This is a genomic window from Aliiroseovarius conchicola, from assembly GCF_041403445.1.
GTDB classification, from domain to species: Bacteria; Pseudomonadota; Alphaproteobacteria; order Rhodobacterales; family Rhodobacteraceae; genus Aliiroseovarius; species Aliiroseovarius conchicola.
Genome location: NZ_JBGEHL010000006.1, coordinates 23,211 through 48,902, shown reverse-complemented (window position 1 = coordinate 48,902; position 25,692 = coordinate 23,211). Strand labels below are relative to the sequence as shown.

Here is a 25,692-nt window from a genome sequence, read left to right as displayed (position 1 = left end):
GATACTGCCCAATTTAAGCTTTGCTTAACCAATCGCTGCCAAGCTCTCGGTATGATTGTCCGCAGCCTTGCTTTCGTTGTCATGCTCACATTCGGGTTCAGCGCGCCCGTTTATGCAGGTGCTTGGCCGCGTGAAGACGGGACCGCCTTTCTGGCTGGCCATGTGCGACAAGACACTGACAACACTGATGATAAACCGGTGATCTCGCTTTACGGCGAATACGGCTTAACACCGCAGTGGGTCGTTGCCGCAAAGCTTGAATATGATCTTCAGGAAGAGGAGGTCGCATACGCGAAACTAGCCGGTCGTTGGCATTTTCCTGATGCGGCTGGCGCTCTGCGCAAAGCATTGAGCTTTGGGATGGAAGGCAGCAAGGACGAGCAGTTTTTGACGCCCGCTATCTATTTCGGTCGTGGCTTTGAAACCCGACTTGGCGCGGGTTGGTTCGATGTTGAGTTGAATGCGAAACTATCAACCGAAACTTGGGATGCAGAATACGGAGCGTTTGCCTTGGTCGGCTTGAAGCCGCACCGCAAGATCATGACGATGATGGGTTTAGACGTGAAGTCTGGGCGTGATCAAAGGCAAGTCAACGTCATCCCATCTCTGGCGTGGCAATACACACCGGGGCGGCATGTTCATCTGGAATGGACGCATGCCTTGGCCGGGGACAACATCGATGAAGTTGCCGCGGGGTTGTGGTTGGAATTCTAAAGACGGTCAGTCCTTAAACGGGGCCATTCCAGCGCGCGCGAGCTCGTCTGCGCGTTCGTTTTCCGGGTGACCAGCGTGTCCCTTGACCCATTCCCATGTCACATGATGGCGGGCTTGGGCTGCGTCCAGTCGTTGCCAAAGTTCAGCGTTTTTCACGGGCTTCTTCGCTGATGTCTTCCATCCGTTGCGTTTCCAGCCATGTATCCAGCCCGTCACACCGTTCTTCACATAGGTGCTGTCGGTCACGACCGTGATGGCACAGGGTTTGCCGAGTGTTTCTAAGGCCATGATGGCTGCCATAAGCTCCATCTGGTTATTCGTGGTCAGTGCCTCGCCACCTTTTAGTTCACGTTCTTTGATGACCTTTTCATCCTCAAGGGCTTGCAGCAATGTTCCCCAGCCACCGGGGCCGGGATTGCCGGAACATGCGCCGTCTGTATATGCAAAGAACTTAGCCATGTGATAACACCACCATGTATTCAGAAATTGAACCTTCCAACCCGCGACCGGCGCCTAGCGTGCTCCTTAACGCAGTGAATCCACATCGCTTCAATGCGGCGTTCAACTGTTCTGGTTGGTAATAACTGTAAAACCGCCCCAGTCGATCACGGCTTTCACCAGATCCGATCTTCATGCCGATATGAAAGACGCCATTTGGCTTTAACGCATTATGAAGTCGCGCCAATGTAGGTTCGAATTCATAGTGAGGCAGGTGAAGTAAACTGAAGTTGGCCCAGATACCGTCGTACAGATCTGTACCGCTGATGTCGGAGAATAGCGCTTGCCGCGCACTCACGCCATTCGCGATCGCACGCTCGACCATCGAAGCCGACCCGTCGACAGCGTCAACCTTATGGCCCACGTCCTGAAATCGAACCGCTGTCAAACCCGGGCCGCAGCCAAGGTCCAGAACATGCGCGTTGTTAGGCAGCTTACCCAGAAACTCGCTAAGGCCAACCGGTGATTTTTCTGCGACACGGGCTTCGTATTCAGCAGCCTCTTTATCATAGACCGCGAGCGTCTCGTGATCTTCGTTCATGCCGGTTCGCGTAGAACACGTGGGACTTTGAATTCGATGTTTTCCTTGGCGGTTTCAACCAATTCCACAGTAACGTCGAAACGAGCCCGAAAGGCGTCGATGACCTCGTCGACCAAGACCTGCGGGGCTGATGCGCCTGCGGTAAGGCCAACCGATCCGATCTCTCCAAGGGCGCGCCAATCAATCTCGGTCGCGCGCTGAACAAGCATGGCGTAGCTACATCCGTTTGCGCGGGCGACTTCAACCAGCCGGCGGGAGTTCGAGCTGTTGGGCGCGCCAATCACCAAAAGCGCATCGACTTTGGGGGCGACAGCCTTGACCGCCTCTTGCCGATTTGTCGTGGCATAGCAGATATCTTCTTTATGTGGCCCTACAATATTCGGGAAGCGCACGCGAAGGGCGTCGACAACCCCTGCGGTATCATCAACCGATAGCGTGGTTTGGGTGATATAGGCCAGTTGATCTGGATCGCGTGGTGACAGAGCTGCGACATCGTCTGCGGTTTCAACCAACAACACTTCACCTTCTGGAAGTTGGCCCATTGTCCCGATGGTCTCGGGGTGTCCGGCATGGCCAATCATAACCATTTGAAGTCCGTTTTGGTGATGGCGTTCGGCCTCAATGTGGACCTTTGAAACCAAGGGGCAGGTCGCGTCGACGAACACCATTTCGCGCCGGTTGGCCTCGGCGGGAACCGCCTTGGCAACACCATGGGCCGAGAAGATGACCGGGCGATCATCGGGGCATTCGTCCAATTCTTCGACAAAGACAGCACCTTTTTCACGAAGGCCGTCCACCACGAACTTATTATGCACGATCTCGTGGCGCACATAGATCGGCGGCCCCCACTTTTCGATCGCCATTTCGACAATCTTGATTGCGCGGTCAACGCCAGCGCAAAACCCATTTGGGGCGGCGAGATATAAAGTAAGGGTTGGCTTTGTCATGGCGTCCTCCATTGAAAAGATGGGTACGCATTTTGTGATGCAAGGTCTAGGGGCGAACGTTGGGAAAGCTCCACACAAAAAAGGCCGGGAGGTGCCCCCGGCCTTTCATTGTTAGCTGATTGAAGGGACTACTCCTCGGTGCGTTCGGGTCGATCAAACTCACGAGGTGGGCGCCCAACAACATCTTTTAGCTCTTCGAGCTCGATAAAGTTGTCGGCCTGACGGCGTAGTTCGTCGGCGATCATCGGGGGCTGGCTACGGATTGTCGACACAACCGAGACACGCACGCCTTGACGCTGCATTGCTTCGACCAACGGGCGGAAATCGCCGTCGCCAGAGAATAGAACGGCATGATCGATATGAGGCGCGAGCTCTAACGCATCGACGGTCAGTTCGATATCCATATTGCCTTTGACTTTACGGCGGCCCATCGAGTCAGTGTATTCCTTGGCCGGTTTGGTCACCATCGAGAAACCGTTATAGTTCAGCCAGTCCACCAGTGGGCGGATCGGTGAATACTCGTCGTTTTCAAGCAGGGCCGTGTAGTAGAACGCGCGAAGCAGCTTGCCTCGGCGCATGAATTCCTGTCGGAGAAGTTTGTAGTCGATGTCAAAGCCCAGCGATTTGGCGGCCGCATAGAGATTTGAACCATCGATGAACAGCGCAAGCCGTTCGTCTCGGTAGAACATAATAATTCCTTTCCAAATTCTCTTCGCCGAACAATCCCGTGAGTGGTATTTAAGAAATTAACCAACGAAGAAACAACAAATGCAATCTAGGGGACCAGCGCTGTGCCGCAAGTAAAATCTTCGCAAGAAACCTGTACAAAAGTTCTAGTTTCTCTTGGAAGTAACGCTACGTCAGCCTTAGCAGATTCGGCAAAACTGCTGAGTGACGCAATTGGACACATTGCAACGCAAGGTTTTAGAATCACTAAATCGAGTGGTTATTATAGCACGCCTTGTTTCCCCGCGGGTGCTGGCCCCGATTTTGTGAATGCGGCGATTGAGATTGAATCTGACAAACCCCCTCATGCCGTTCTTGAATTTCTTCACGAGGTCGAAGCACATTTCGGACGGGAGCGCCCGTCGCGCTGGGCGCCGCGCAGTTTGGATCTGGACCTGATCGCATATGGTGACACGGTTTTGCCAAGCAAGGCCAAGCTGAAAGAGTGGATGGCCCTGCCGCTTGAGGTACAAAAACGCGACGCACCAGACGAGCTTATCTTGCCGCACCCACGTATGCATGAGCGTTCCTTTGTCCTGATTCCCTTGATTGATATTGCCCCCGATTGGGAGCACCCGATTCTGGCCAAAACGGTGCGTGAATTGGCCGATCAGCTTTCAGGCGCCGATAAAATGGGTGTTCAACCCTTTCCACCCCCCTGATCCGACGGGTTTTCGCTTGTATATGCGTGGTAACGGCCCTAGATAGACGTTTCACATCCCCTTGCAAGGAATGGAGTTACATCATGGCCCGCGTGACGGTTGAAGATTGCGTCGACAAGGTTCCGAACCGCTTTGAACTTGTGATGCTTGCATCCCATCGTGCCCGTGAGATTTCGGCTGGGTCCGAGATCACAGTGGATCGCGACAACGACAAAAACCCCGTTGTGGCGCTGCGCGAGATTGCAGACGAAACACAGACGGCTGATGAGCTGCGCGAACGCACCATCGAAAGCAACCAGACTCAGATCGAGGTTGATGAGCCCGAAGAAGACAGCATGGCGCTTCTTATGGGTGCCGAAGCTGCGGACAAGCCTGCGGATGACGATTTGTCAGAAGAAAAGCTTCTGCGAGCGTTGATGGAAGCACAGGGTCAAGGCTAAGCCTCTCCTAACTTTCCCGCGGGGTGGCGGACCGGATGAACGACCTTCCAGATCTTAACCTTGATCTTGATGGGCTGATCGAACGGATCCGCCGCTACAACCCGAAATCGAATAGTGAGCTGATCCGCGCGGCGTATGAATACGGCGCGCGTATGCATGACGGCCAAACCCGCCATTCGGGTGAACCGTATTTCACGCATCCTTTTGCGGTGGCTGAAATCCTGACCGACATGCAGCTTGATGACGCGACGATCATCACAGCCCTGTTGCACGACACGATCGAAGACACCGGGTCGACCTATTCCGAAGTGACCGAGAAATTCGGTGAAGAGATTGCTGAGCTTGTTGACGGCGTTACCAAGCTTACGAACCTTCAGCTCAGCTCGTCCGAGACCAAGCAATCTGAGAACTTCCGCAAGCTCTTCATGGCGATGTCCAAAGACCTGCGGGTGATTTTGGTCAAGCTCGCCGACCGTCTGCACAATATGCGCACGATCAAGGCGATGCGGCCGGACAAGCAGGTGCAGAAATCACGCGAAACGATGGACATCTATGCCCCCTTGGCTGGACGCATGGGGATGCAGTGGATGCGCGAAGAGCTTGAAGATCTCGCGTTTCGGGTTCTGAACCCTGAAGGACGCAATTCGATCATGCGGCGGTTCCTGCGGCTTCAGCAGGAAAGCGGTGATGTGATCGAAAAGATCACCGGGGATATTCGTCATGAATTGATAGAGGCGAGCATCAAGGCCGAGGTGATCGGCCGGGCCAAGAAGCCGTACTCGATCTGGCGAAAAATGGAGGAGAAGGATCAAAGCTTCTCTCGGCTTTCAGACACCTACGGATTTCGCATCATCACCGACAGCGAGGCGGATTGTTATCGCGTTCTTGGCGTGATTCACCAGCGGTGGCGTGCCATTCCAGGGCGGTTTAAGGACTATATCAGTCAACCGAAGTCAAACGGCTACCGCTCGATTCACACCACTGTTTCAGGTCGCGATGGCAAGCGCGTCGAAGTGCAAATACGAACACGGGAAATGCACGACGTGGCGGAAGCTGGCGTTGCCGCGCACTGGTCCTATAAGGATGGTGTGCGCGCCGAGAACCCGTTTGCTGTTGACCCAGCCAAGTGGATTTCCTCGCTGACCGAACGATTTGAAGCGGCAGAGGATCACGACGAGTTTCTCGAGCACGTAAAACTCGAGATGTACCAAGACCAGGTCTTCTGCTTCACCCCGAAGGGCGAGGTTGTGAAACTGCCGCGCGGGGCGACCCCACTGGATTTTGCTTATGCCATTCACACGCGCATCGGCGACAGCTGCGTGGGGGCGAAAGTGGACGGTATCCGCGTGCCGCTTTGGACGCGGGTTAAGAACGGCCAGTCGGTTGAGATTATGACCGCCGAAGGCCAAAGCCCTCAGGCAACATGGATTGACATTGTTGTTACAGGCCGCGCCAAAGCCGCCATTCGCAAGAGTCTGCGTAGCGTTGATCGAGAGCGTTTCGTACGATTGGGGCGCGAACTGGCCCGCGTAGCTTTCGAACATGTTGGCCGTAAGTCTACGGATAAGGCCTTAGCGACAGCGGCGAAACAGCTTCGTCTGAAGGACGCCGAAGAGTTGCTGGCACGACTTGGCTCGGCCGAGCTTCAGGCACGCGATGTGGTGGCCGCGCTTTATCCCGAAAGTGTCGAGGTCGAAGATGAAGTGGAAGTCGATTCAGTTGTAGTTGGGCTGGAGACTGGGCAGGACTTCGCGCGCGCGCAATGTTGCCAGCCCGTGCCGGGTGAACGGATCGTCGGGATCACCTATCGTGGCAAGGGCGTTATGGTTCACACCATTGACTGCGACGCGTTGGCGGAAGTCGATGAGGACAGCGCACGCTGGGTGGATCTACACTGGCATTCGGGTCGCCATGCGCCTATCCATTCGGTCAGTATTGAGATGACGATTTCGAATGACGCTGGCGTATTGGGGCGGATTTGCACATTGATTGGCGAACAAAAGGCCAATATCTCGGACTTGAAATTTCTCGACCGGAAACCAGATTTCTACCGCCTTCTTGTTGATGTTGATTTGCGCGATATTGAACATTTACATGCCATTATGCTGACACTCGAAGCCGATAGTGATGTGGCCGAAGTTCACCGCGACAGGGACATCACCCGTAAACCGTAACTAGCTGATTGTTGGCTGAAAGGGATCACCAGTGTTCAAGAGAAATCCGCGCTCATACCTGCGTATCATTGCGGAATTTTTCTATCCCCGAGGTGGATGGTACCGGGCATCGCGCTATGTGATCCACCGGCTGCGCCGACTGCCGGACCCGGCACATAGAATCTCGCGCGGCATTGCGGCGGGTATCTTTGCGTCATTCACGCCTTTTTATGGTCTTCACTTTTTTACAGCAGCCCTTATAGCGTGGGTCATTCGCGGAAATGTTTTGGCGTCTTTGCTGGCTACGTTTGTTGGCAACCCCCTGACCTTTCCGTTGATTGCAGAGCTTTCGGTCAACCTTGGGAATGCGATGCTTGGCCATTCATCGAATGTTCATCTGCCCGAGATTTTCGCGCAATTCGCCGGTGCGACCAGCGATATTTGGGCAAATATCGGGGCGATGTTCACCGACAAGGTTGCGGATTGGTCGCGGTTCTCGCGCTTTTTCGACCGGGTTTTCCTGCCCTATCTTGTTGGCTGCATCTTTCCGGGTCTCATCGCGGCGATTGCCGGCTACGCGCTGTCGAACCCTCTGATCCATGCCTACCAACGCCGCAGGATTAAGAAGCTCAAGGCACGGTATGAGAAACGTTTGCGGGCCAGTCAGGATGAGGGTGGCGAACCAGACGAAAACGCGTAAGACTTGGTGTGGAAAACAGCATTGATCCACCAAGAGGAAGCGTCCCATGACAAACGACACCGGCAAATTGCGTCTGGGCATCAATATCGACCACGTCGCGACACTCCGAAATGCCCGCGGGTCGGCTTATCCTGATCCCGTCCGGGCTGCAATTTTGGCTGAAGAGGCTGGGGCGGATGGCATCACTGCTCACCTACGGGAAGATCGCCGGCACATTCTGGATGACGACATTGAGAGATTGGTGGCCGAGCTTTCGACACCATTGAACTTTGAATGTGCAGCAACCGATGAGATGCAAGAGATTGCCCTGCGTCATAAGCCACACGCAGTATGTCTGGTTCCGGAAAAACGTGAGGAGTTGACGACCGAGGGCGGTCTGGAGGTCGCGAGACAGGACAACAAACTGGCAACGTTCATTAGCCCTTTGCGGGACGCGGGGTCGCGCGTGTCGTTGTTCATTGCAGCTGATCCTGAACAGATCAAAGCCTCGGCCCGTATTGGCGCGGCGGTGGTCGAGCTTCACACCGGGGCCTATTGCGATTTGCACGCAGAAGGGCGCTTTGACGAACGCGATGCAGAGCTGGAACGCCTTCGTGAGGGGGCAGCGCTCGCACACTCTTTGGGGTTAGAGGTGCATGCTGGTCACGGGCTGACCTATGACACCGTAAGCCCGATTGCCGCCATGCCTGAGGTGGTCGAGCTTAATATTGGCCACTTCCTGATTGGAGAGGCAGTCTTTCGCGGCCTGCCGGACGTTGTTGCGGAAATGCGCCGCGTAATGGACGAGGCGCGCGGATGACCGGGATTGAATTAGCGGTTGTATGGTTTGGTTGGGTGCTGGCTGGCGCTTCGCCCGGCCCAGCGACCTTGGGCATCGCAAATACCGCAATGTCAGAAGGGCGCGGCCAAGCTCTCGCATTCTCTGTCGGCATTCTAACCGGCGGTGCCTTTTGGGGTATCGCCGCTGCGCTTGGAATGGGTGCCCTAATGCTGTCGCACGTATGGGTATTTACGATCGTCAAATATGCCGGGGCAACGTACCTTCTATATTTGGCGGCAAAGTCGCTCAGGTCGGCGTTCACTCAAGCGCCGATCAGCAAGGGTGCCATCGCCAAGGGGTCGCGGCTAGCGGCATTTAAGAAAGGCGCGTTGATCCATTTGACCAATCCAAAGGCGATTTTGTCTTGGGGTGCGGTCTATTCAATCGTTTTACCGCCATCCGCCCCAGCAACACAGATTTTTGGCTTGTTCTTTTTCCTTTATAGCGGCGGGATCTTTGTCTTTATCGGTTATGCCTTTCTGTTTTCAACATCCACGGCTTTGAACGTTTATCAAAGTGCGCGCCGTTGGTTCGAGCTTGTATTTGCAGCCCTATTTGGCGCAGCAAGCCTGAAAGTACTCACGGTGCGCGTTGAATGATCCTTGGTATTGGCACAGACCTCGCTAACATCGAGCGTATTGCAGGAACCCTTGATCGGTTTGGGGATCGCTTTCGCAACCGTGTATTTACCGAGACCGAGCTAGCCAAAGCTGCGCGTCGTAAAGACGAGGCCGGGACGCTGGCGAAGCGTTGGGCTGCGAAAGAGGCGTGCTCCAAAGCTCTGGGAACAGGGCTTGCGATGGGGATCAGTTGGCGAGATATGGCCGTCAGCAATATGCGAACCGGGCAGCCCATCATGGCAGTCACAGGTTGGGCCGCCGAGCGATTGGCAGAGATGACGCCAGATGGGTTTGAGGCCATCATTCATGTTACTTTGACAGATGATCACCCATGGGCACAGGCGTTTGTGGTGATCGAGGCGCGACCGCTTGAAAACTCTGCGACATAAGGCGGATACCGCCCCATAAACTTGACACTGACACCACATCCGCCCATATCGCCACACACCCCCAATGACCGGCACGTATTGGTCAGACCCTAAGAGGCAGAGTTGAAAATGGCTGAGAAGAAACAAGATGGCATCTGGGAAACGGTAAAAACGGTTTTCTGGGCGCTGATTATCGCGGGTGTGTTCCGCACATTGTTCTTTCAACCGTTTTGGATCCCCACTGGGTCGATGAAAGATACGCTTCTGATTGGCGATTTTCTGTTCGTGAACAAGATGGCTTATGGCTATTCGCGGTATTCCTGCCCGTTTGCAGTTTGCCCGATTTCAGGGCGCCTGTTTAGCTCGGAGCCAGAACGTGGGGATGTTGTCGTCTTCCGCCATCCAAGCTTGGGAACGGACTATGTGAAACGCCTTATCGGTCTGCCCGGTGATAAAGTGCAGGTCAAAGATGGTGTGGTCTATATCAACGGGGAAGAAGCTGTTCAAACTCCAGATGGTGTGTTTATCGAAACCAAGGAACCTCAGGGTCGCTTTGGAACCATTCCCAGATGCACCAACGATCCGGTTGGCGAAGGCGGCGAATGTATCAAGGACCGTTCCATCGAAACCTTGCCGGGCGGCGTTAAGCACCAGATCCTAAACGTGACGAATGCACCTTTGGACAATACCAACGTGTTTACGGTGCCCGAAGGCGAGTACTTCTTCATGGGGGACAACCGCGACAATTCGACCGATAGCCGCGTAAAGCGCAACGCGCGCGGCGTGGGTTTCGTGCCTGCTGAATACCTTCTGGGTCGGGCTGATCGCGTAATTTTCTCGGCGGCTGGGAAACGGTTGTTCTATTTCTGGACATGGCGTTCGGACCGGTTCTTCAAGGCGATCGAGTGAGGTTGTCCAGCGACCTCCAGGCCTTTCAAGGCCGCATCGGGCACACGTTTAGTGATACCGAACTGTTGGTTCGCGCTTTGACACACGGCTCGATCTCATCCGCCACGCGCCCTGACAATCAACGTCTTGAGTTTCTGGGCGACCGGGTGCTTGGACTGGTCATGTCCGAGAAGCTTCTGCGTGAAGATCCAAACGCACCAGAAGGTACGCTCGCGCCGCGTTATAACGCGCTCGTGCGTAAAGAGGCCTGTGCCGATGTGGCACGTCAGGTGGACCTTGGTGCCGTCCTTAAACTCGGCCGATCCGAGATGAAAACAGGCGGGCGGCGCAAGCTCGCGCTTCTAGGTGACGCGATGGAAGCCGTGATCGCAGCGGTTTATCTGGATGCGGGTCTGGATGCTGCGCGCGACATGATCCTGACCCTTTGGGGTGATCGGATCGACAAAGTTGAAGCGGACGCCCGTGACCCCAAAACCGCTTTGCAAGAATGGGCGCAGGCGCGCAAAATGTCGCCCCCGAAATATACCGAAATTGCGCGCGAAGGCCCAGACCATGCGCCGGAGTTCACCATCAAGGCAGAATTGTCAGATGGTCGGACAGCCGACGCCAAGGCAAATTCCAAACGCGTTGCTGAACAAACGGCAGCCCGCATACTGCTGAAGCAGTTAGAAAGCAAATCATGACAGATCAACAGCAACGTGCCGGCTTCGTCGCCCTTATCGGCGAACCCAATGCCGGGAAATCCACACTGACCAACCATATGGTCGGGGCCAAGGTCTCAATCGTGACGCACAAGGTTCAAACGACGCGCGCGCGCATTCGTGGTGTCGCCATCGAAGGTGATGCACAGATCGTCTTCGTGGACACGCCGGGTTTGTTTCAACCGCGCCGCCGCCTAGACCGCGCAATGGTCGCTGCGGCGTGGGGCGGGGCTGCGGATGCCGACATAACAGTTCTGTTGGTCGAGGCGCATCGCGGCGTGACCGAGGGCGTCAAACGCATCCTCGACGGGCTAGAGGAGATCGGCAAAGGTCGGACCGTAGCATTGGCCATCAACAAGATCGACAAGGTGAAGGCCGAGGCCTTGTTGTCCTTGGCGAAAGAGCTCAATGAAAAGTTTGATTTCGCCGAAACTTTCATGATCTCGGCCGAGAAAGGGCATGGCGTTCCTGCACTTCGTACTTGGCTTGCCGAGCATTTGCCGAAGGGGCCATGGCTTTATCCCGAGGATCAGATTGCCGACCTGCCTATGCGGATGATCGCGGCCGAGATGACCCGCGAAAAGCTGACGCTGCGGCTTCATCAGGAACTGCCCTATCAGTTGACGGTCGAAACCGAAAACTGGGAAGAGCGCAAAGACGGATCAGCCCGTGTGGACCAGATCATCTATGTCGCGCGCGATGGCCACAAAGGCATTATCCTGGGCAAGAAGGGCGAGACGATCAAAGCGGTCAGCCAGTCTGCGCGTGCTGAGTTGGAAGAATTCATGGGCCGCAAAATCCATCTGTTCCTGCAAGTGAAGGTCCGACCAAACTGGCTGGACGAGAAAGAGCGCTATTCTGAAATGGGGTTGGATTTCCGGGACGGAAACGCGTGACGCGACTGACCGCAGAACTATGGGTCGCGGCCTATCTAACGCGGCTTCGCCTTTCTGATATTCCAGCATTCGTAACCCAGAAAGGTGATGCGACGGCTGGCGCAGTTCTTATCAAGATGAATACTCTGGACGGGAATGCCACGGCATTTCAGCGCAGTTTCGACCTGATGAGCGGCGAACGCTGTTGGGTTGTGCTATCCGAGGGCGACGAGGCTTCGGTTGATGCTGCATTGTTGCGCCAGAAGGGATTTGATCCGGACCTTTGGGTGATCGAGGTCGAAGATCGCAGCGGTCGACATCTTTTGGACGAACCCGGCTTATCTGACTAATCGCATTGCCTTCGGCGCAATCAGGGCTACTCTGCCAGAAAGGAGGACCCCGGCATGGATTGGCGAGATCAAGGTGCGCTTTTGTCCGTGCGGAAACACGGCGAAACATCGGCCATCATCGAGGTCTTCACCGAAAACCACGGCCGTCATGCAGGCGTTGTACGTGGGGGGACCAGCCGCAAGATTGCGCCTATTCTTCAGCCGGGTGCACAGCTGGATGTCGCTTGGCGCGCGCGGCTTGAAGAACACATTGGCAGCTACACCGTTGAACCGTTGAGAAGCCGGGCGTTGATTCTGTCCGATCGTTCTGCATTGGCTGGATTGAACGCGATCACGGCGTTGTTGGGGTTTGCGTTGCCCGAACGTGAGCCACATCCACAGCTTTATCGGCAAACGCAAGCTATGTTGGACCTCTTGGGCACGAACGAGGCGTGGCCCACGGCTTATCTGAAATGGGAGATGGCGCTGTTGGAGGAGATGGGGTTTGGCTTGGACCTGTCCGGCTGCGCTGTCACCGGAGCGATCGACGATCTTGCTTATGTCTCACCTAAGTCAGGGCGCGCGGTATCTGCCGAGGGGGCCGGGGAATGGGCAGAAAAGCTTCTACCATTGCCACCTGATATGTTGGGGCCGGGCAGTGGGGACCTTGGTGACGTTATTGATGGGTTGAAGACGACGGGTCATTTCCTGATGCACCAACTCGCGCATTCCTTGGGTGATAAGCCGCTGCCAGAAGCACGCGCTCGCCTAATTGATCGGCTGAGGCGCGAGGCCTAAGCTGAGGCCCAGAAATTAGCGCTGGGCCAGGAACACCATCTGACGGCCGGCTTCGTTCGACATTATCAGCGTATCGCCTGTCGTCTCGACCTGTCGCATCTCTAACAACGCTGTGAAATACGCGTTCTCAGCGTCCAGTGCGTCACATGCAATCTCGGTCGAGGTGATCGGCCCCACTTCGAACCAAGGATAGGGCGCCTTCTGCTCGCCCGAGTATAAGTTGCAAGGCGCTTGCCCCTTGATCAAACCTGGTTCCGGGAACGAAATGGTTGCAGAGCCTTCGAACGGTTTGCGATCAAGCTCTTGCAATGTCCACACGATAGTGCGGTCGGCAAATCCGGAGATGGTTTCATCCTTGCAGCCCACAAGGGTCAGGGCGGCAAGGGACGCGGCGATGATTGTTGTTTTCGTCATAACGGTACACTTGCATGAATTTTACGGACCATGAAAGGGCTAAGCGTCGCGAAGCGCAAGAATGGCGGCCATCAGCGTAGACATGGCACTTTTGTTGCTGCGTTCATCTGTGGCGGACAGCGTTCCCATGCCAATATACCCACCATAGATAATCCGGGCGAAATCGGGGTTTGTTAGGTCAAGCTCGGAAAGGATTTGCTCTAGGTAAGCGATGCGCTTTGCGTCGACTCTTTGTACCGCTTCCGCCACCTGTGCATGACCATACGCCCACGAACGGATTGCTGGTTCTGCTGCGTCCCCCCCATATTGCGGGCTGGATTGGGAGGATACGTCGCCGAGTCGGTACAGGCGTTTTACAGGGTCAGATTCCTGTGAAAGTTCCTGCGTGATCGCGTCCACGGATTGTATTTCCCAAAGCGAGAGCATTTGGAGGTGAAAGTCCGATATATCTTTGAAGTGCCAGTAAAATGACCCCTTCGTTGTACCAAGTTCGCGAGCCAATGACTCGGCCTTCAGGGCGTCGGGGCCTTTTGCTGCCAAGGCACGGAAACCAGCGAACAACCAGTCTTCGGCGCTAAGTCGGGGTTTCGAGTTGGTCATTGTGCTCCCATAACATACGGTGCCGTATTGACAGATTAAGGATAACAAGTACCATACGCAACCGTATAGTATGGAGACAGAACATGAACCCACCGATTCTTGCGGCCTCGGCTTTGATGGCAATCACGACAGCCGTGCACGTGTTTTCAGGAGGACCCGAAATCCATGTGCCGATCCAAGCCAGCACTCTGTCGGCAGATTTAAGGGCGATTTCCGCTGTCATCTGGCACGCAATCACGGTCATTCTGGCGGGTTTTGCAGTCGCGCTTGTTTGGCTGTCGCTTAAGCGCAATGAACCCCTCGCGTGGTTGATCATCGGGGTGCAACTGGGGTTTGCAGCGCTGTTTATTTTCTACGGGCTCACCATGTTGGACAGCCTATGGCCAATGCCGCAGTGGATCGTGTTCTTGATCATTCCCACTATCATGCTGTGGGGCATGCGGTGGCAGAGGGCATTATGATAGGAGCTCTGCTAGCTGCGACACTGATCGCAATCGCAACCCTGCATCTGATTTGGGGGTTGGGAATTTCCTGGCCCATAACGGATGAAGCGCGCCTTGCGAAATCCGTTGTCGGTGCACTTGGTATCACAAGAATGCCGCCAAGATGGGCGTCGCTTCTGGTGGCGGCTGCCTTGATGGTAGCGGCTGTGCTGATTCTGTCGACTGGAGGTTATCTTGATCTGCGTTTGCCCGATTGGGTGGTCAGATATGCGATTTACACTATGATCGGTGTCTTTGGGCTGCGTGGATTGGTGAGCTACCTTCCCGCGTGGCGAAGGCGTGTTGAACCATTGTTCGATGGTCTCAACACGCGCCTTTATGGCCCATTGTGCCTGCTGATCGCCGCCGGTGCATGGACCCAACTATAAGGCGTTAGCCCAATAGACGACGCGCGATGACCTGTGCTTGAATTTCGGCCGCACCTTCAAAGATGTTCAAGATTCGCGCGTCGCACAGCACTCGGCTGATCTGATACTCTAGCGCGAAGCCGTTGCCGCCGTGGATTTGCAATGCGTTGTCGGCACAGGCCCATGCGACCCGAGCGCCAAGCAACTTGGCCATGCCGGCTTCCAGATCGCAGCGGTGATCATGATCCTTTTCCCAAGCTGAGAAATAGGTCAACTGCCGCGCCACCATGATTTCGACCGCCATCATGGCCAGTTTGTTGGCGACGCGGGGGAAGTTAATCAGGGACTTGCCGAACTGTTTGCGGTCTTCGGCGTATTGCATGCCGAGTTCCAAGGCGTTCTGGGCAACACCGATCGCGCGGGCGGCGGTTTGAATGCGGGCGGCTTCGAAGGTTTTCATCAGCTGTTTGAAGCCCTGACCCTCTTCGCCACCCAGCAGGTTCTCTCCTTTGACCTTGAAGCCATCAAAGCCAAGCTCGAACTCCTTCATGCCGCGATAGCCCAATACTTCGATCTCGCCGCCGGTCATGCCGTCGGTTGGGAATGGGTTTGTGTCATCGCCGGGTTGTTTTTCGGCCAGAAACATCGACAGACCACGGTGATCTTTGCTGTCCGGATCGGTGCGTGCCAGCAACGTCATGACATGGGTCCGCGCGGCGTGCGTGATCCAAGTTTTGTTGCCTGTCACCTCGTAATCGCCATCGGCGGTTTTGACAGCGCGCGTGCGTAGGCTGCCCAAATCAGAGCCGGTATTTGGTTCGGTGAAGACCGCCGTGGGTAAGATCTCGGCGGATGACAGCTTGGGAAGCCAGTGATCTTTCTGCGCGTCCGTACCGCCGGCCAAAATAAGCTCCGCGGCGATTTCCGAGCGTGTACCCAACGAGCCCACACCAATGTAGCCGCGCGACAATTCCTCAGATACGACAACCATCGAGGCTTTAGTCAGGCCAAGCCCACCGTATTCTTCAGGGATGGTCAGGCCAAAGACGCCCATCTCTGCCAGTTCGTCGATGATGTCCATCGGGATGTAGTCGTCTTTTAGATGCCATTCCTGCGCGTTTGGTGTTACACGCTCGTCTGCGTAACGGCGAAACTGCTCGCGGATCATCTCAAGCTCTTCGTCCAGCCCCGAGGCACCGAAGGTCGCGTGGCCCGCGTTGTCGCGCATCAGCGCGACCAGACGGTTGCGCGCCTGTTGTGAATTTCCACGGGCGACAAGCGTGTTCACTGCGTCCGTGTCCAACACCGCGCCATCCACACCCATGTCCGACAGGCGGGCAACCTCGTTCTGGCTCATCATCATCCCGCCCTTGATCTGGGCAAGGTATTCGCCGAATGCGATCTGAAGGATAAGCTGCTCCATCTCGCCGAATTTACCGTTGTCTTTCAAGCGATTGGCCCAGGCGTTCATCTGACGCAGGCTTTCGTTATAGGTCGCGAGCCAAGACAAGGCATGGGCGGAGGCTTGATGTTCCTCAAGCCTCGCGGCGGACACGCGGTCGCCCTCAATAACCTGATCGCGCACGGCGGATGTGGCAGCCTGAAACACGGTCTCTACAGGTGCCAACGCGGCCTCGGCAAGGGTCAGAAGGTTGTCGATTACGGCGCCTGTCATCATTGTCTCCTGTCGCGGGAACGGTCCGGATTCGGCACGTATTGTGCACGTGCAGAGAAATAGTCTTTTTGCAGTTGCAGCGCAATATAAATACGCCAGAAAGGCAACCCGCGAACAAAAGTGACACAGCGATTTCTTTGCTGCACCGTCAAACCGGCTTCGTTAGAAGGGGGCTGACAAGATCGGAGAGCGAATGGGACTGATCGCTGAGCTACCGGAGATAACGCTGTTGTTGGCGGCTGTCGTGGCCATTTGCGCTGGGTTCGTGAAAGGCGTGGTCGGCTTCGGTATGCCACTGTTGATGATCTCGGGGCTGGCGTCTTTGCTGCCCGCCGAAATCGCTCTGGCAGCGCTAATTGTCCCGACCGTTGTTACCAATGGCTATCAAGCATTGAGGCAGGGGTGGGTCGCCGCACGCCGCACAATCACCCGCTACCGTGTTTTTCTTCTGTCGATGACGTTGTTCATTGCTCTCAGCGCTCAGTTGGTTGCTGTGTTGCCGGAAACCACATTTTTCATTGTTTTGGGCGTCCCAATTGTCGCGTTCTGCATCTTTCAGCTGAGCGGTTGGGTTCCCAGGCTAAAACCCGAAAATCAGTCGCGGGACGAGGCGGTGGTAGGAGCAGTAGCGGGTATTTCAGGCGGATTATCGGGGGTTTGGGGCCCGCCGACGATATTGTACCTAACAGCGATCAACACGCCGAAACTGGAGCAGATGCGGGTCCAGGGGGTCATTTACGGAATGGGTGCCGTAGTTCTGGTGGTCGCGCATTTGAGATCTGGCATCTTCAACGCGGAAACTGCGCCGCTCTCTGCGTTGTTGCTGGTTCCGGCCTTGACTGGGATGTTCTTGGGCGGGCTGGTCAACGACAAGCTGCCGCAGTCGACATTCACGCGTGTGACATTGATCGTTCTGACCGTTGCAGGGTTGAACCTGATCCGCAAAGGTTTGTGGGGCTAGTCTACGATTAGCGACCAAACAGCGCTGTTCTTGCGGCGGAATATGTCCGTGTGACCGATGGGTCCAAGTTTGTGATCGGCGGGATCGATGGTCAAATGCTCGACTGGGGTGCCGGGGTAAAGTTCGCGTAATCGGTCAACCGCGACCGGTGGCACCGATGGGTCGTCCGAGACCGAGATGAAACGAAGCGGCGCAGTGATTGCGCCAAGTGGTGCCGCCGGAACCAACGGATCGGACTTGGTAAACCCCGGTGTCGTGCACCAGTGCTTCCATTGGCGAAAGACGGGGCCAGGTATGTCCGTGCCAAGCCCGGAAAGTTGTTTTGGTACATAGCCAAAAAGCGAAATCGACAGGGGGCCGGCGATGAACCAGAGCGTGCGGGCTAGGGCTTGGAAGGGCCAAGGATGATCCGTTGTGTGTACCGGTCCAGAACAGATCGTGACGACGCGGTCGATGCGTTCGGGTCGGTCCTGCCGTGCCAGCAAAAGCCCACCAAGAGAATGCCCCATTAGCCATAATGGGGCACCCTGTGCGCGGGCCTCGACCCACTCGCGGGCGGCCTGCGCATCGTGTAGCCCCCAGTCAAGCATTGTGGCGGTGACATCTTTGACAGGCCGGTCCGCTGACGCTCCGAACCCGCGATAATCGTAGACTAGGCAAGACACATTGCGATGCTCCGCCAACCACCTTGCGAAATGTCGATAGAAGCGATGGGGTACGCCAGTTGCCCCGTTCAAGACGGCAAAGGCGCGCGGGTTTTGGGCGCTGTAGTATGTTCCCGTCAAAGGCGCGGGGCCGTCAATGTGAACAGTTTCTTCCATGGAACCAGAAAACCCAAGCTTTACCTTCACGTAAAGGTTAACCGAACGTCACGCAAAAAAAACGCCCCGGCGGGGTGCCGAGGCGTTTCGCAGGCTTTTGGTGTGGATTATCCGATTGCGACGGCTTTCACGTCCGCGTCAATATCGCTTTCGTATTGCACAAAGTTCTTCGAGAACATCTCCACCAGTTTCTGCGCTTGGGCATCGTAGGCCTCGGCGTCTTGCCAAGTGCGGCGTGGGTTCAAAAGCAAGTCGGGAACGCCCTCTACCGTCACCGGCACTTCAAACCCGAAATTGTCATCCTTGCGGAAGGTCGAGTTCGCAAGCGATCCGTCCAGTGCCGCGGTCAGAAGGGCGCGGGTGGCACGGATTGGCATGCGTGAGCCAGTGCCATATGCCCCGCCGGTCCAGCCGGTGTTGACCAGCCAACAAGTTGCCCCGTGTTTGGCAATCTTGTCGCGCAGAAGCGCGCCGTATTCGGCCGGTCGACGCGGCATGAAGGGCGCGCCAAAACAGGTCGAGAATGTGGGTTCAGGCTCGGTCACCCCCTTTTCGGTTCCCGCTACCTTCGAGGTGAAGCCCGATAGGAAATGATACATCGCTTGTGCCGGTGTCAGACGCGCGATTGGAGGCAATACACCGAACGCATCACAGGTTAGCATGATGATATTCTTCGGATGCCCGCCAATGGCCGTCTTCGATGCGTTCGAGATATAGTGCAGCGGATAGGCGCAACGCATGTTGGCCGTCAGGCTGTCATCTTCGAAGTCCAGCTTCTTAGTCTCTTCGTCATAGACCATATTCTCGATCACGGTCGCGAATTTCTGGGTCGTGGCGTAGATCTCAGGCTCGGCCTCGGCGGACAGGTTAATCGTCTTGGCGTAGCATCCGCCTTCGAAGTTAAAGGTGCCGGTGCCTGACCAGCCGTGTTCGTCATCTCCGATCAGGGTGCGCTCGGGATCAGCCGAAAGCGTGGTTTTGCCGGTGCCGGACAAGCCAAAGAAAATCGCCGTGTCCACTGGGTTGCCGGTGGCATGGTTGGCCGAGCAATGCATCGGCATGATGCCTTTCTCGGGCAGCATGTAGTTCAGAAGGGTGAACACAGACTTTTTGTTCTCGCCCGCGTACTCAGTACCGGCGATCAGGATCAGCTTACGTTCGAAATTCAGCGTAATCACCGTTTCCGAGCGGCAGCCATGACGTTTTGGATCGGCAAGGAACGTCGGGCAGTTGATGATGGTGAACTCTGGTTCGAAGTCATCCAGTTCATCACGGTCGGGGCGGCGCAACAGGTGGCGAATGAACAGATTGTGCCATGCCAGTTCAGAAATAACACGCACATCCAGGCGATGCGCTGGATCGGCGCCGCCAAACAAGTCCTGTACGTAATAGTCCTTGCCCTTCATGTGCTCCAACATGTCCTCATAGAGGACATCGAACTTGGAAGGCTCCATCGGTGGATTGTTTTCCCACCAGATATGCGGCTCTACATCAGGGGTTTTGACGACAAACTTGTCCTTGGCCGAACGGCCTGTGTGTTTGCCGGTGGTGACCAGAAATGTACCGCCTTGGCCCAAGCAGCCCTCTCCGCGCTCTAACGCAGCTTCGATCAGAGCAGGTTCCATCAAGTTATAATAGACATTGCCCAGCCCTGCGATGCCTTGATCTTCCAAGCGGCGTTCTGGGTTCACCCGTCCAGTGGTCATATTATGCTCCTGTCGCCGGTCAGTCTGTCCCCCGGCGTGTTTTGGTTTCACATGAGACCGCGCGGCTCCGCCACGCGCGCCAACCCTCATGTGAACGAGGGCCGGTATCCGGGCTATAACACGCTGACTTTCCAATGGAACAGGTCGGTTTGGTGTAGTTAGCGCAACCAACGGCTTGTTTGCGCAATCATGTTGCGCAGAGCGGCAGGGAAGACTGCGCTATATTCGCCAACATTTTGGGCAATTCACCCGGCGATTGGCCGCTTGATACGCCGATTCGCAGTTACGTATTGATTCGAATGGCCGAAAACATGACAATGGCGCAAAACAAAACAACAATGAGCAGTGTAAGGAGACCCCTATGTCGAGGATCGCATTGGTGGACGATGACAGGAACATCCTGACATCCGTCGCGATAACGCTCGAAGCCGAGGGCTTCGAGGTCGAGACTTACAACGATGGTCAAAGTGCTCTGGATGCTTTCATGAAGCAATTACCAGATATGGCCGTTCTGGACGTGAAGATGCCCCGTATGGATGGCATGGACCTGTTGCAACGTTTGCGTCAGAAAACCAAGACAATGCCAGTGATCTTTTTGACGTCGAAAGATGACGAGATCGACGAGGTGCTTGGTCTGCGGATGGGCGCCGATGACTACGTAACCAAACCATTCAGCCAGCGTCTTCTTGTCGAACGCATTCGAGCGCTTTTGCGACGCCAAGAGGTAATCGCGAAAGACGACGCTGGCGAGGTTGAGGAAAGCAAATCTCTGATCCGTGGCGAGTTGACCATGGACCCATTGCGCCATGCCGTATCGTGGAAAGGAAAGGATGTGTCGCTGACCGTCACCGAATTCCTTTTGCTGCAAGCGTTGGCGCAGCGACCAGGATTTGTGAAAAGCCGGGATCAGCTGATGGACGTCGCCTATGACGATCAGGTCTATGTGGATGATCGTACCATCGACAGTCACATCAAACGCCTACGCAAAAAAATGCGCACTGCTGATGATAACTTTTCAGCAATCGAGACACTGTATGGCATCGGGTATCGCTATAACGAGGAATGACGTTTTTAGACGTCTGACAAGATGGTGAAAAAGGTGAAAGACACCAAAGCCACATCCCGATCCGATCTTGTTTTGGGTGAAGACTGGGTCTCGCCGAAGGGCGAGATGGATTTTGAGCTGCGCGACAAACGGGCGCAACGAGGGCTGATTTCGATCAACCGCTCGCCACTGGCGCGTAAGATCATCACGTTTAACCTGTTAGGTCTGGTGGTGTTGGTGGCGGGTGTTCTGTATCTTAATCCATTCCGCGACAGTCTGCTTATTCAGCGAGAATTAGGTTTGGTGGTTGAGGCTGAGCTGATTGCGGATGTGTTCGAGGCGCAGTTGGTTCAGGCAAGTGACATACAAGCGGCAGCGCCGCCCGACGCCTCCGAGCAGCCAGAGACCGCGCAGTCGGTGGCGACTGGGTTAGCGCCCGTCGATCCAGAGCCTACCGTCGTTCCTGAACCCGATTTTGCCGAGACGTTGTCGGATCTTCATTTGCCCGTCGGTCTAGAAGTCTTTGTTTTCAACGCGGACGAGGCGCTGGTCGCTCGGTCCGTTGGTGTGCCTAAAGCCGAACCCACACCTGTGGATGGCCTACAGCGCGAAGTCGGATCAACGGTGATCACCGACCTTCTGAATGCGGTGTGGGAGGCTGTGTCGGGCATCGTCGCGAAAAGCGGCAGCGACATGCCGCTCGACACCGAGGTCATGGCGCGCACGCTTTATCCCGGCGCGTTGAGCGGGGCCACACGCGTTTCAAATGGTGTGGATGAAAATGGCGGTACGGTATTCTCGGTCGCCACGCCCATTCTTAAGGATGGCGTGCCGGTGGGCGTTGTTGCGATTACCAGCGCAGCCGGTGAGCTTGACCAACTGGTGCGGGCAGAACGTGAGCAATTGCTTCAGATGTTCGTCATCGCGATTTTGGTCTCTATCGGGCTGAGCCTTGTACTGGCCTCAACCATCGCGAACCCGCTATCTGATCTTGCTGCCGCTGCCGAGCTAGGACGCGACAAGGACACAAATTCTGTGCGCACCGGACGTGTGCGAATCCCCGATCTGACGGCCCGGCCGGACGAGATTGGACGACTTTCTGGCGCGCTGAGGGGGATGGTCGCGGCGCTTTACGATCGCATTGATTCCAACGAACAGTTCGCTGCTGACGTTGCGCACGAGATTAAGAATCCATTAGCAAGCTTACGGTCTGCAATCGGGACATTGCGCCTTGCGAAGAAGGACGAACATCGCGGTAAATTGCTGGATGTGATCGACCACGATGTGCGTCGACTGGACCGCCTTGTGAGCGACATTTCGAACGCGTCTCGTCTGGACAGCGAATTGGTGAAAGAGGAAGAAGAGGCGTTCGATCTGCTGAATATGCTTCGGAATCTGACCGAATATCTTAGCAATGAAGGCAGCGACAAAGGCGTAGAGTTCATCACCGATCTGCCGCCTCATCCGATCCACATCCGCGGACTTGAGGCGCGTTTGGCGCAAGTCTTTGTCAACTTGATCACCAACGCTCTGAGCTTTTGTGACGAAGGTGATGCGATCCGCGTCTGGGCCCGCCGTCGCGAGAACCGTGTATTGGTCGTGATCGAAGATACCGGCCCTGGGATTCCGGAACAGGCGCTGAGCAAGATTTTCAAACGTTTCTATTCTGAGCGCCCCGAGAACCAGTTTGGTAACAATTCGGGGCTCGGTCTCGCGATTTCGAAACAGATCGTCGAAGCGCATGGTGGCGTCATCTGGGCCGAGAACATCCGGCCCACTGATGCAGATGTGACATCCGACCCGCTGGGCGCGCGATTTGTGGTGGGTCTGCCGGTTGATTGACGCCCAGAATACGGCGGCTTCTGAGAGTTTTCATGCGACGACCGTTGCTGTCGATGATGCGGCGGTTATGATTATGGGTCCATCTGGCTCCGGAAAATCTGCGTTGGCTCTTCAATTGATCGGTATGGGCGCACGACTGGTTGCTGATGATCATACACGTGTGAATGTGCGGGATGGCAAAGCCGAGGTGCTTGCCCCCAAACGGCTGCAAGGTGTGATCGAAGCACGTGGCATTGGCTTGATCAATGTCCCGTGGAAACCGTCCGCAACGCTTCAACTGGTCGTGGATATGGGGCAGGTCGAGACCGATCGACTTCCCCCTTCACAGCGGATCACAACCGTTGTCGGTCTTGACATCGCCCTTGTTTTGCGGGTCGATGCGCCTTACTTCGCAAGTGCAGTATTTCACTTGCTCCGCCACGGCAGGGCGGCAGTTACGGATTAGACACACACAATGACCGACGACGACAGAACGACAGGCCAGAAGGTGGTCTTGGTTACCGGACCCTCGGGGGCCGGGCGGACCACCGCCATCCGTGTGCTGGAAGACATCGGGTACGAGGTCATCGACAATTTGCCACTTTCGCTGATCAGCAGGGTTTTGGCTGGTCCGGCGCTGGACCACCCTTTGGCGCTGGGCGTCGATGTGCGCAACCGCGATTTTTCGACCGAGATGATGCTGCAGGTCATTGAAGATCTGCGTGAAGATCACACCCATGACGTCGAGGTGCTTTATCTGGATTGCTCGCGTGATGTGCTGGTTCGCCGCTATTCCGAGACGCGAAGACGACATCCGCTTGCGCCTGCCGAGACACCGGAGCATGGCATAACCCGCGAAATCGAGCTGCTTGTGCCGGTGCGCGGACGCGCCGACGTCTTGATCGACACATCTGATCTTTCCCCGCACGACCTGAAAGAAGAGCTGATGCAATGGCTGTCCCAATCGGGGGCAGAGAACCTTGCGGTATCGGTGCATTCGTTTTCGTACAAGCGGGGTGTGCCACGGGGGCTTGATATGGTGTTCGATGCGCGGTTTTTAAGAAACCCGCACTGGGAACCTGCCTTGCGAGCGTTGGACGGGCGAAGCGATGAGGTTGCGGCCTATGTGGCCGATGATCCCCGATTCGCAGAGTTCTTTTCGCGCGTGTCTGAACTGGTGGAATTTCTGATCCCGGCCTATGGCGACGAAGGAAAATCGCACCTGGCCATTGGATTTGGGTGTACAGGGGGGCAACACCGTTCGGTTGCCTTAACGGAAAGACTGGCAAAGACGCTTGCACAGAAGGGTTGGCAGGTGTCAATTAGACATCGGGAATTGGAACGCCGGGCCGAAACGGGGCAGGCGTCACAGCAATCGGGGTAGCAGCTTGATCGGCATCGTGATCGTTGCGCATGGTGGGCTTGCCAGAGAGTATCTGGCCGCTGTCGAGCATGTCGTCGGCAAACAATCAGGCATGCGTGCCATTTCGACAGCCGCAGAATGTGACCGCGCCGATAAGCGCGACGAAATTTCTAAAGCAGCCGAAGAGGTCGACCAAGGAGACGGCGTTGTCGTCGTGGTCGATATGTTTGGTGGATCGCCTGCAAATTTGTCACTTCCCGCGTGCTGTAAGTCTGATCGTAAGATCCTCTACGGTGCCAATTTGCCCATGCTCCTGAAGCTTGCCAAGACCCGTCATTTGCCCATTGAACAATCAACGGCAAAGGCGCTTGCAGCCGGACGCAAATACATCGACTGTATAGACGGTATACAAGAGGTCTAGAGTATGAGCACACGCCGAGAGTTGGAGATCATAAACGTCAAAGGTCTGCACGCGCGTGCATCTGCGAAATTTGTTGATACGGTAGAGAACCATAACGCCTCGGCGCTCGTATCAAAGGATGGGATCGACGCGGAAGGCGACTCGATCATGGGACTTTTGATGCTTGCGGCCTCGCAAGGTACAACGATCCAGGTCGAGACGACCGGTCCGCAGGCGACCGAGCTTATGGACGCGCTGGCGCATCTGGTGGCCGATAAATTCGGCGAAGGCATGTGAGATGCCGGGTGTGCGGGCGAAGATGGGACAAAACAAAGTGAAGAATGCCGACAGCGATGTACCGGATCCGGCTCTGGCAGAGCTATCGCACGATCAGTATGATCGTCGCAGCCTGACCTATGCGAACTCACTGAATAACCCGCTTCAGTCCTTGGTGATCCGTGTCGTTGAATGGTTTACAGGAAAGATCTCGATCCTTCGGATGGTGCGCAAGCTTGAGAAACGCGGCGCTCCAAAGGGGCAGGCTTTTTGGGGTGCATGCTTTGAGGTGATGGGGATCAAGATAGAGACCCCAAATGCGCAGCTTATGAACATACCGGCAGAGGGACCAGTCATCGCGGTTGCCAACCACCCACATGGTTTGGTTGACGGCATGGTGCTGGCCGAGTTGATTGGGCGCAGGCGGCAGGATTATCGCATATTGACCCGCTCGGTTCTTGATGGGCTGGACGAGGCCGCATCATCCTACATGATTACGGTGCCATTTCCGCATGACCCGGATGCACAGCAAAAGATGGTCGAAATGCGGGCGCAAACCATGGCGTATCTGAAGGACGGAGGGCTTGTGACCCTGTTTCCATCCGGCGTAGTTGCCTCGTCCGACACGCTTTTTGGCCCAGCGATCGAGCGCGAGTGGAATGTATTTACCGCACAGTTGATCCGCCGGTCTGGTGCGAAAGTGGTTCCGATCTTCTTTCCGGGGTCCAATTCCCGCTGGTACCAGATGGCAAACCGGTTATCTGCGACCTTGCGTCAGGCCTTGTTGCTTCATGAAATCGTAAAAAGCTGCAATCGCCCGCAAAGCCCGGTCATTGGCCCTGTTCTGGAAGATGCGCAAATGGACAAGCTGAAAAGCGATCCGCGCGGCTTCATGGGATGGCTTCGTGCACACACATTGGCACTGGGTGGATATGCGAACGAAGACGCAGGACACTAAG

At 55.8% G+C, this 25,692-nt stretch carries 32 protein-coding genes; 23 read left to right on the top strand and 9 right to left on the bottom strand.

What is annotated here, in order from left to right; genetic code table 11:
- The first annotated feature begins 51 nt into the window (after positions 1 to 51).
- Positions 52 to 714, top strand: coding sequence for a hypothetical protein (locus tag V6N04_RS11705; protein ID WP_371170355.1), 663 nt, complete (start codon positions 52 to 54; stop codon positions 712 to 714).
- A gap of 6 nt (positions 715 to 720) precedes the next feature.
- Here the strand turns inward: V6N04_RS11705 and rnhA are convergent, their stop codons facing one another.
- From rnhA to V6N04_RS11685, 4 genes are all read right to left on the bottom strand, one after another.
- Positions 721 to 1,173 carry a ribonuclease HI gene (rnhA, locus tag V6N04_RS11700; RefSeq protein ID WP_371170354.1) on the bottom strand — a complete coding sequence of 151 codons (453 nt, stop codon included), beginning with the start codon at positions 1,171 to 1,173 and terminating at the stop codon, positions 721 to 723.
- Complete coding sequence (locus V6N04_RS11695) at positions 1,166 to 1,753, bottom strand: class I SAM-dependent DNA methyltransferase (RefSeq protein WP_371170353.1); 588 nt, start codon at positions 1,751 to 1,753, stop codon at positions 1,166 to 1,168. Before V6N04_RS11695 ends, rnhA begins: the two co-directional genes overlap by 8 nt.
- The gene (ispH, locus tag V6N04_RS11690; RefSeq protein ID WP_371170352.1) at positions 1,750 to 2,700 is read right to left on the bottom strand and encodes a 4-hydroxy-3-methylbut-2-enyl diphosphate reductase; all 951 of its coding nucleotides are present in this window, start codon (positions 2,698 to 2,700) and stop codon (positions 1,750 to 1,752) included. Before ispH ends, V6N04_RS11695 begins: the two co-directional genes overlap by 4 nt.
- Positions 2,701 to 2,828: 128 nt before the next feature.
- A complete protein-coding gene (locus V6N04_RS11685) occupies positions 2,829 to 3,389 on the bottom strand; it encodes a LabA-like NYN domain-containing protein (protein WP_371170351.1) in 561 nt (186 codons plus the stop codon).
- A 102-nt stretch (positions 3,390 to 3,491) separates the two neighbouring features.
- Between V6N04_RS11685 and folK the strand changes: the two genes are divergently transcribed.
- From folK to recO, 12 genes are all read left to right on the top strand, one after another.
- Positions 3,492 to 4,088 (top strand): 2-amino-4-hydroxy-6-hydroxymethyldihydropteridine diphosphokinase, encoded by a 597-nt coding sequence (gene folK, locus V6N04_RS11680; protein WP_371170350.1) that lies wholly within the window; start codon positions 3,492 to 3,494, stop codon positions 4,086 to 4,088.
- Between the two features lie 83 nt (positions 4,089 to 4,171).
- On the top strand, positions 4,172 to 4,528 hold the full coding sequence (gene rpoZ, locus V6N04_RS11675) for a DNA-directed RNA polymerase subunit omega (RefSeq protein ID WP_371170349.1): 357 nt from the start codon (positions 4,172 to 4,174) through the stop codon (positions 4,526 to 4,528).
- Between the two features lie 35 nt (positions 4,529 to 4,563).
- Complete coding sequence (locus V6N04_RS11670) at positions 4,564 to 6,702, top strand: RelA/SpoT family protein (RefSeq protein WP_371170348.1); 2,139 nt, start codon at positions 4,564 to 4,566, stop codon at positions 6,700 to 6,702.
- A gap of 31 nt (positions 6,703 to 6,733) precedes the next feature.
- Positions 6,734 to 7,381 (top strand): DUF2062 domain-containing protein, encoded by a 648-nt coding sequence (locus V6N04_RS11665; protein ID WP_371170347.1) that lies wholly within the window; start codon positions 6,734 to 6,736, stop codon positions 7,379 to 7,381.
- 46 nt (positions 7,382 to 7,427) lie between these two features.
- Positions 7,428 to 8,180: a pyridoxine 5'-phosphate synthase gene (locus tag V6N04_RS11660; RefSeq protein ID WP_371170346.1), complete on the top strand. Its 753-nt coding sequence runs from the start codon at positions 7,428 to 7,430 to the stop codon at positions 8,178 to 8,180.
- The gene (locus tag V6N04_RS11655) at positions 8,177 to 8,800 is read left to right on the top strand and encodes a LysE family translocator (protein WP_371170345.1); all 624 of its coding nucleotides are present in this window, start codon (positions 8,177 to 8,179) and stop codon (positions 8,798 to 8,800) included. Before V6N04_RS11660 ends, V6N04_RS11655 begins: the two co-directional genes overlap by 4 nt.
- On the top strand, positions 8,797 to 9,210 hold the full coding sequence (gene acpS / locus V6N04_RS11650) for a holo-ACP synthase (protein ID WP_371170344.1): 414 nt from the start codon (positions 8,797 to 8,799) through the stop codon (positions 9,208 to 9,210). The genes V6N04_RS11655 and acpS overlap by 4 nt, the downstream gene beginning before the upstream one ends.
- A gap of 108 nt (positions 9,211 to 9,318) precedes the next feature.
- Complete coding sequence (lepB, locus tag V6N04_RS11645) at positions 9,319 to 10,098, top strand: signal peptidase I (RefSeq protein WP_371170343.1); 780 nt, start codon at positions 9,319 to 9,321, stop codon at positions 10,096 to 10,098.
- Entirely contained in the window at positions 10,095 to 10,781 is a 687-nt protein-coding gene (rnc, locus tag V6N04_RS11640; RefSeq protein WP_371170342.1) for a ribonuclease III, read from the top strand. Before lepB ends, rnc begins: the two co-directional genes overlap by 4 nt.
- Positions 10,778 to 11,695 carry a GTPase Era gene (gene era, locus V6N04_RS11635; protein ID WP_371170341.1) on the top strand — a complete coding sequence of 306 codons (918 nt, stop codon included), beginning with the start codon at positions 10,778 to 10,780 and terminating at the stop codon, positions 11,693 to 11,695. Before rnc ends, era begins: the two co-directional genes overlap by 4 nt.
- Positions 11,692 to 12,024, top strand: coding sequence for a DUF1491 family protein (locus V6N04_RS11630; protein WP_371170340.1), 333 nt, complete (start codon positions 11,692 to 11,694; stop codon positions 12,022 to 12,024). The genes era and V6N04_RS11630 overlap by 4 nt, the downstream gene beginning before the upstream one ends.
- Before the next feature lie 54 nt (positions 12,025 to 12,078).
- Positions 12,079 to 12,801: a DNA repair protein RecO gene (recO, locus tag V6N04_RS11625; RefSeq protein WP_371170339.1), complete on the top strand. Its 723-nt coding sequence runs from the start codon at positions 12,079 to 12,081 to the stop codon at positions 12,799 to 12,801.
- 15 nt (positions 12,802 to 12,816) lie between these two features.
- Here the strand turns inward: recO and V6N04_RS11620 are convergent, their stop codons facing one another.
- Both V6N04_RS11620 and V6N04_RS11615 read right to left on the bottom strand, forming a co-directional pair.
- Entirely contained in the window at positions 12,817 to 13,215 is a 399-nt protein-coding gene (locus V6N04_RS11620) for an META domain-containing protein (RefSeq protein WP_371170338.1), read from the bottom strand.
- Positions 13,216 to 13,254: 39 nt separating this feature from the next.
- Positions 13,255 to 13,815 carry a TetR/AcrR family transcriptional regulator gene (locus V6N04_RS11615; RefSeq protein ID WP_371170337.1) on the bottom strand — a complete coding sequence of 187 codons (561 nt, stop codon included), beginning with the start codon at positions 13,813 to 13,815 and terminating at the stop codon, positions 13,255 to 13,257.
- Between the two features lie 83 nt (positions 13,816 to 13,898).
- Here V6N04_RS11615 and V6N04_RS11610 point away from each other — a divergent pair, with 83 nt between their 5' ends.
- Together V6N04_RS11610 and V6N04_RS11605 are read left to right on the top strand one after the other, a co-directional pair.
- The gene (locus tag V6N04_RS11610) at positions 13,899 to 14,276 is read left to right on the top strand and encodes a hypothetical protein (protein ID WP_371170336.1); all 378 of its coding nucleotides are present in this window, start codon (positions 13,899 to 13,901) and stop codon (positions 14,274 to 14,276) included.
- The gene (locus tag V6N04_RS11605; protein WP_371170335.1) at positions 14,273 to 14,686 is read left to right on the top strand and encodes a DUF3995 domain-containing protein; all 414 of its coding nucleotides are present in this window, start codon (positions 14,273 to 14,275) and stop codon (positions 14,684 to 14,686) included. The genes V6N04_RS11610 and V6N04_RS11605 overlap by 4 nt, the downstream gene beginning before the upstream one ends.
- 4 nt (positions 14,687 to 14,690) lie before the next feature.
- Here the strand turns inward: V6N04_RS11605 and V6N04_RS11600 are convergent, their stop codons facing one another.
- Positions 14,691 to 16,343 carry an acyl-CoA dehydrogenase family protein gene (locus V6N04_RS11600; protein WP_371170334.1) on the bottom strand — a complete coding sequence of 551 codons (1,653 nt, stop codon included), beginning with the start codon at positions 16,341 to 16,343 and terminating at the stop codon, positions 14,691 to 14,693.
- 190 nt (positions 16,344 to 16,533) lie between these two features.
- Here V6N04_RS11600 and V6N04_RS11595 point away from each other — a divergent pair, with 190 nt between their 5' ends.
- Entirely contained in the window at positions 16,534 to 17,301 is a 768-nt protein-coding gene (locus tag V6N04_RS11595; protein WP_371170333.1) for a sulfite exporter TauE/SafE family protein, read from the top strand.
- On the opposite strand, the gene V6N04_RS11590 is transcribed toward V6N04_RS11595, so the two are convergent.
- A complete protein-coding gene (locus tag V6N04_RS11590; RefSeq protein ID WP_371170332.1) occupies positions 17,298 to 18,122 on the bottom strand; it encodes an alpha/beta hydrolase family protein in 825 nt (274 codons plus the stop codon). The genes V6N04_RS11595 and V6N04_RS11590 overlap by 4 nt on opposite strands.
- Positions 18,123 to 18,229: 107 nt before the next feature.
- Entirely contained in the window at positions 18,230 to 19,828 is a 1,599-nt protein-coding gene (locus tag V6N04_RS11585) for a phosphoenolpyruvate carboxykinase (protein WP_371170331.1), read from the bottom strand.
- 361 nt (positions 19,829 to 20,189) lie between these two features.
- On the opposite strand from V6N04_RS11585, the gene V6N04_RS11580 reads away from it, so the two are divergent.
- Genes V6N04_RS11580 through V6N04_RS11550 form a run of 7 tightly spaced genes read left to right on the top strand, consistent with a single transcriptional unit; the run spans position 20,190 to position 25,691 of the window.
- The gene (locus V6N04_RS11580) at positions 20,190 to 20,894 is read left to right on the top strand and encodes a response regulator transcription factor (RefSeq protein ID WP_371170330.1); all 705 of its coding nucleotides are present in this window, start codon (positions 20,190 to 20,192) and stop codon (positions 20,892 to 20,894) included.
- A 21-nt stretch (positions 20,895 to 20,915) separates the two neighbouring features.
- Complete coding sequence (locus tag V6N04_RS11575) at positions 20,916 to 22,715, top strand: sensor N-terminal transmembrane domain-containing protein (protein ID WP_371170329.1); 1,800 nt, start codon at positions 20,916 to 20,918, stop codon at positions 22,713 to 22,715.
- On the top strand, positions 22,708 to 23,160 hold the full coding sequence (locus V6N04_RS11570) for an HPr kinase/phosphorylase (RefSeq protein ID WP_371170328.1): 453 nt from the start codon (positions 22,708 to 22,710) through the stop codon (positions 23,158 to 23,160). Before V6N04_RS11575 ends, V6N04_RS11570 begins: the two co-directional genes overlap by 8 nt.
- Before the next feature lie 9 nt (positions 23,161 to 23,169).
- Complete coding sequence (gene rapZ / locus V6N04_RS11565; protein ID WP_371170327.1) at positions 23,170 to 24,078, top strand: RNase adapter RapZ; 909 nt, start codon at positions 23,170 to 23,172, stop codon at positions 24,076 to 24,078.
- Between the two features lie 4 nt (positions 24,079 to 24,082).
- Positions 24,083 to 24,478 carry a PTS sugar transporter subunit IIA gene (locus tag V6N04_RS11560; RefSeq protein ID WP_371170326.1) on the top strand — a complete coding sequence of 132 codons (396 nt, stop codon included), beginning with the start codon at positions 24,083 to 24,085 and terminating at the stop codon, positions 24,476 to 24,478.
- Between the two features lie 3 nt (positions 24,479 to 24,481).
- On the top strand, positions 24,482 to 24,754 hold the full coding sequence (locus V6N04_RS11555) for an HPr family phosphocarrier protein (protein ID WP_371170325.1): 273 nt from the start codon (positions 24,482 to 24,484) through the stop codon (positions 24,752 to 24,754).
- A 22-nt stretch (positions 24,755 to 24,776) separates the two neighbouring features.
- Positions 24,777 to 25,691 (top strand): lysophospholipid acyltransferase family protein, encoded by a 915-nt coding sequence (locus tag V6N04_RS11550; protein WP_371170324.1) that lies wholly within the window; start codon positions 24,777 to 24,779, stop codon positions 25,689 to 25,691.
- Position 25,692: the final 1 nt, after the last annotated feature.

Coding starts and splice junctions, on each gene's coding strand:
- era (WP_371170341.1), top strand. CDS start 10,778: ATGACAGATCAACAGCAACGTGCCGGCTTCGTCGCCCTTATCGGCGAA.
- V6N04_RS11610 (WP_371170336.1), top strand. CDS start 13,899: ATGAACCCACCGATTCTTGCGGCCTCGGCTTTGATGGCAATCACGACA.
- rpoZ (WP_371170349.1), top strand. CDS start 4,172: ATGGCCCGCGTGACGGTTGAAGATTGCGTCGACAAGGTTCCGAACCGC.
- rnhA (WP_371170354.1), bottom strand. CDS start 1,173: ATGGCTAAGTTCTTTGCATATACAGACGGCGCATGTTCCGGCAATCCC.
- V6N04_RS11550 (WP_371170324.1), top strand. CDS start 24,777: ATGGGACAAAACAAAGTGAAGAATGCCGACAGCGATGTACCGGATCCG.
- V6N04_RS11615 (WP_371170337.1), bottom strand. CDS start 13,815: ATGACCAACTCGAAACCCCGACTTAGCGCCGAAGACTGGTTGTTCGCT.
- V6N04_RS11660 (WP_371170346.1), top strand. CDS start 7,428: ATGACAAACGACACCGGCAAATTGCGTCTGGGCATCAATATCGACCAC.
- rapZ (WP_371170327.1), top strand. CDS start 23,170: ATGACCGACGACGACAGAACGACAGGCCAGAAGGTGGTCTTGGTTACC.
- V6N04_RS11580 (WP_371170330.1), top strand. CDS start 20,190: ATGTCGAGGATCGCATTGGTGGACGATGACAGGAACATCCTGACATCC.
- acpS (WP_371170344.1), top strand. CDS start 8,797: ATGATCCTTGGTATTGGCACAGACCTCGCTAACATCGAGCGTATTGCA.
- V6N04_RS11585 (WP_371170331.1), bottom strand. CDS start 19,828: ATGACCACTGGACGGGTGAACCCAGAACGCCGCTTGGAAGATCAAGGC.
- ispH (WP_371170352.1), bottom strand. CDS start 2,700: ATGACAAAGCCAACCCTTACTTTATATCTCGCCGCCCCAAATGGGTTT.
- V6N04_RS11600 (WP_371170334.1), bottom strand. CDS start 16,343: ATGATGACAGGCGCCGTAATCGACAACCTTCTGACCCTTGCCGAGGCC.
- V6N04_RS11620 (WP_371170338.1), bottom strand. CDS start 13,215: ATGACGAAAACAACAATCATCGCCGCGTCCCTTGCCGCCCTGACCCTT.
- V6N04_RS11705 (WP_371170355.1), top strand. CDS start 52: ATGATTGTCCGCAGCCTTGCTTTCGTTGTCATGCTCACATTCGGGTTC.
- V6N04_RS11595 (WP_371170333.1), top strand. CDS start 16,534: ATGGGACTGATCGCTGAGCTACCGGAGATAACGCTGTTGTTGGCGGCT.
- recO (WP_371170339.1), top strand. CDS start 12,079: ATGGATTGGCGAGATCAAGGTGCGCTTTTGTCCGTGCGGAAACACGGC.
- V6N04_RS11695 (WP_371170353.1), bottom strand. CDS start 1,753: ATGAACGAAGATCACGAGACGCTCGCGGTCTATGATAAAGAGGCTGCT.
- V6N04_RS11655 (WP_371170345.1), top strand. CDS start 8,177: ATGACCGGGATTGAATTAGCGGTTGTATGGTTTGGTTGGGTGCTGGCT.
- V6N04_RS11605 (WP_371170335.1), top strand. CDS start 14,273: ATGATAGGAGCTCTGCTAGCTGCGACACTGATCGCAATCGCAACCCTG.
- V6N04_RS11575 (WP_371170329.1), top strand. CDS start 20,916: ATGGTGAAAAAGGTGAAAGACACCAAAGCCACATCCCGATCCGATCTT.
- V6N04_RS11685 (WP_371170351.1), bottom strand. CDS start 3,389: ATGTTCTACCGAGACGAACGGCTTGCGCTGTTCATCGATGGTTCAAAT.
- V6N04_RS11555 (WP_371170325.1), top strand. CDS start 24,482: ATGAGCACACGCCGAGAGTTGGAGATCATAAACGTCAAAGGTCTGCAC.
- V6N04_RS11670 (WP_371170348.1), top strand. CDS start 4,564: ATGAACGACCTTCCAGATCTTAACCTTGATCTTGATGGGCTGATCGAA.
- V6N04_RS11590 (WP_371170332.1), bottom strand. CDS start 18,122: ATGGAAGAAACTGTTCACATTGACGGCCCCGCGCCTTTGACGGGAACA.
- lepB (WP_371170343.1), top strand. CDS start 9,319: ATGGCTGAGAAGAAACAAGATGGCATCTGGGAAACGGTAAAAACGGTT.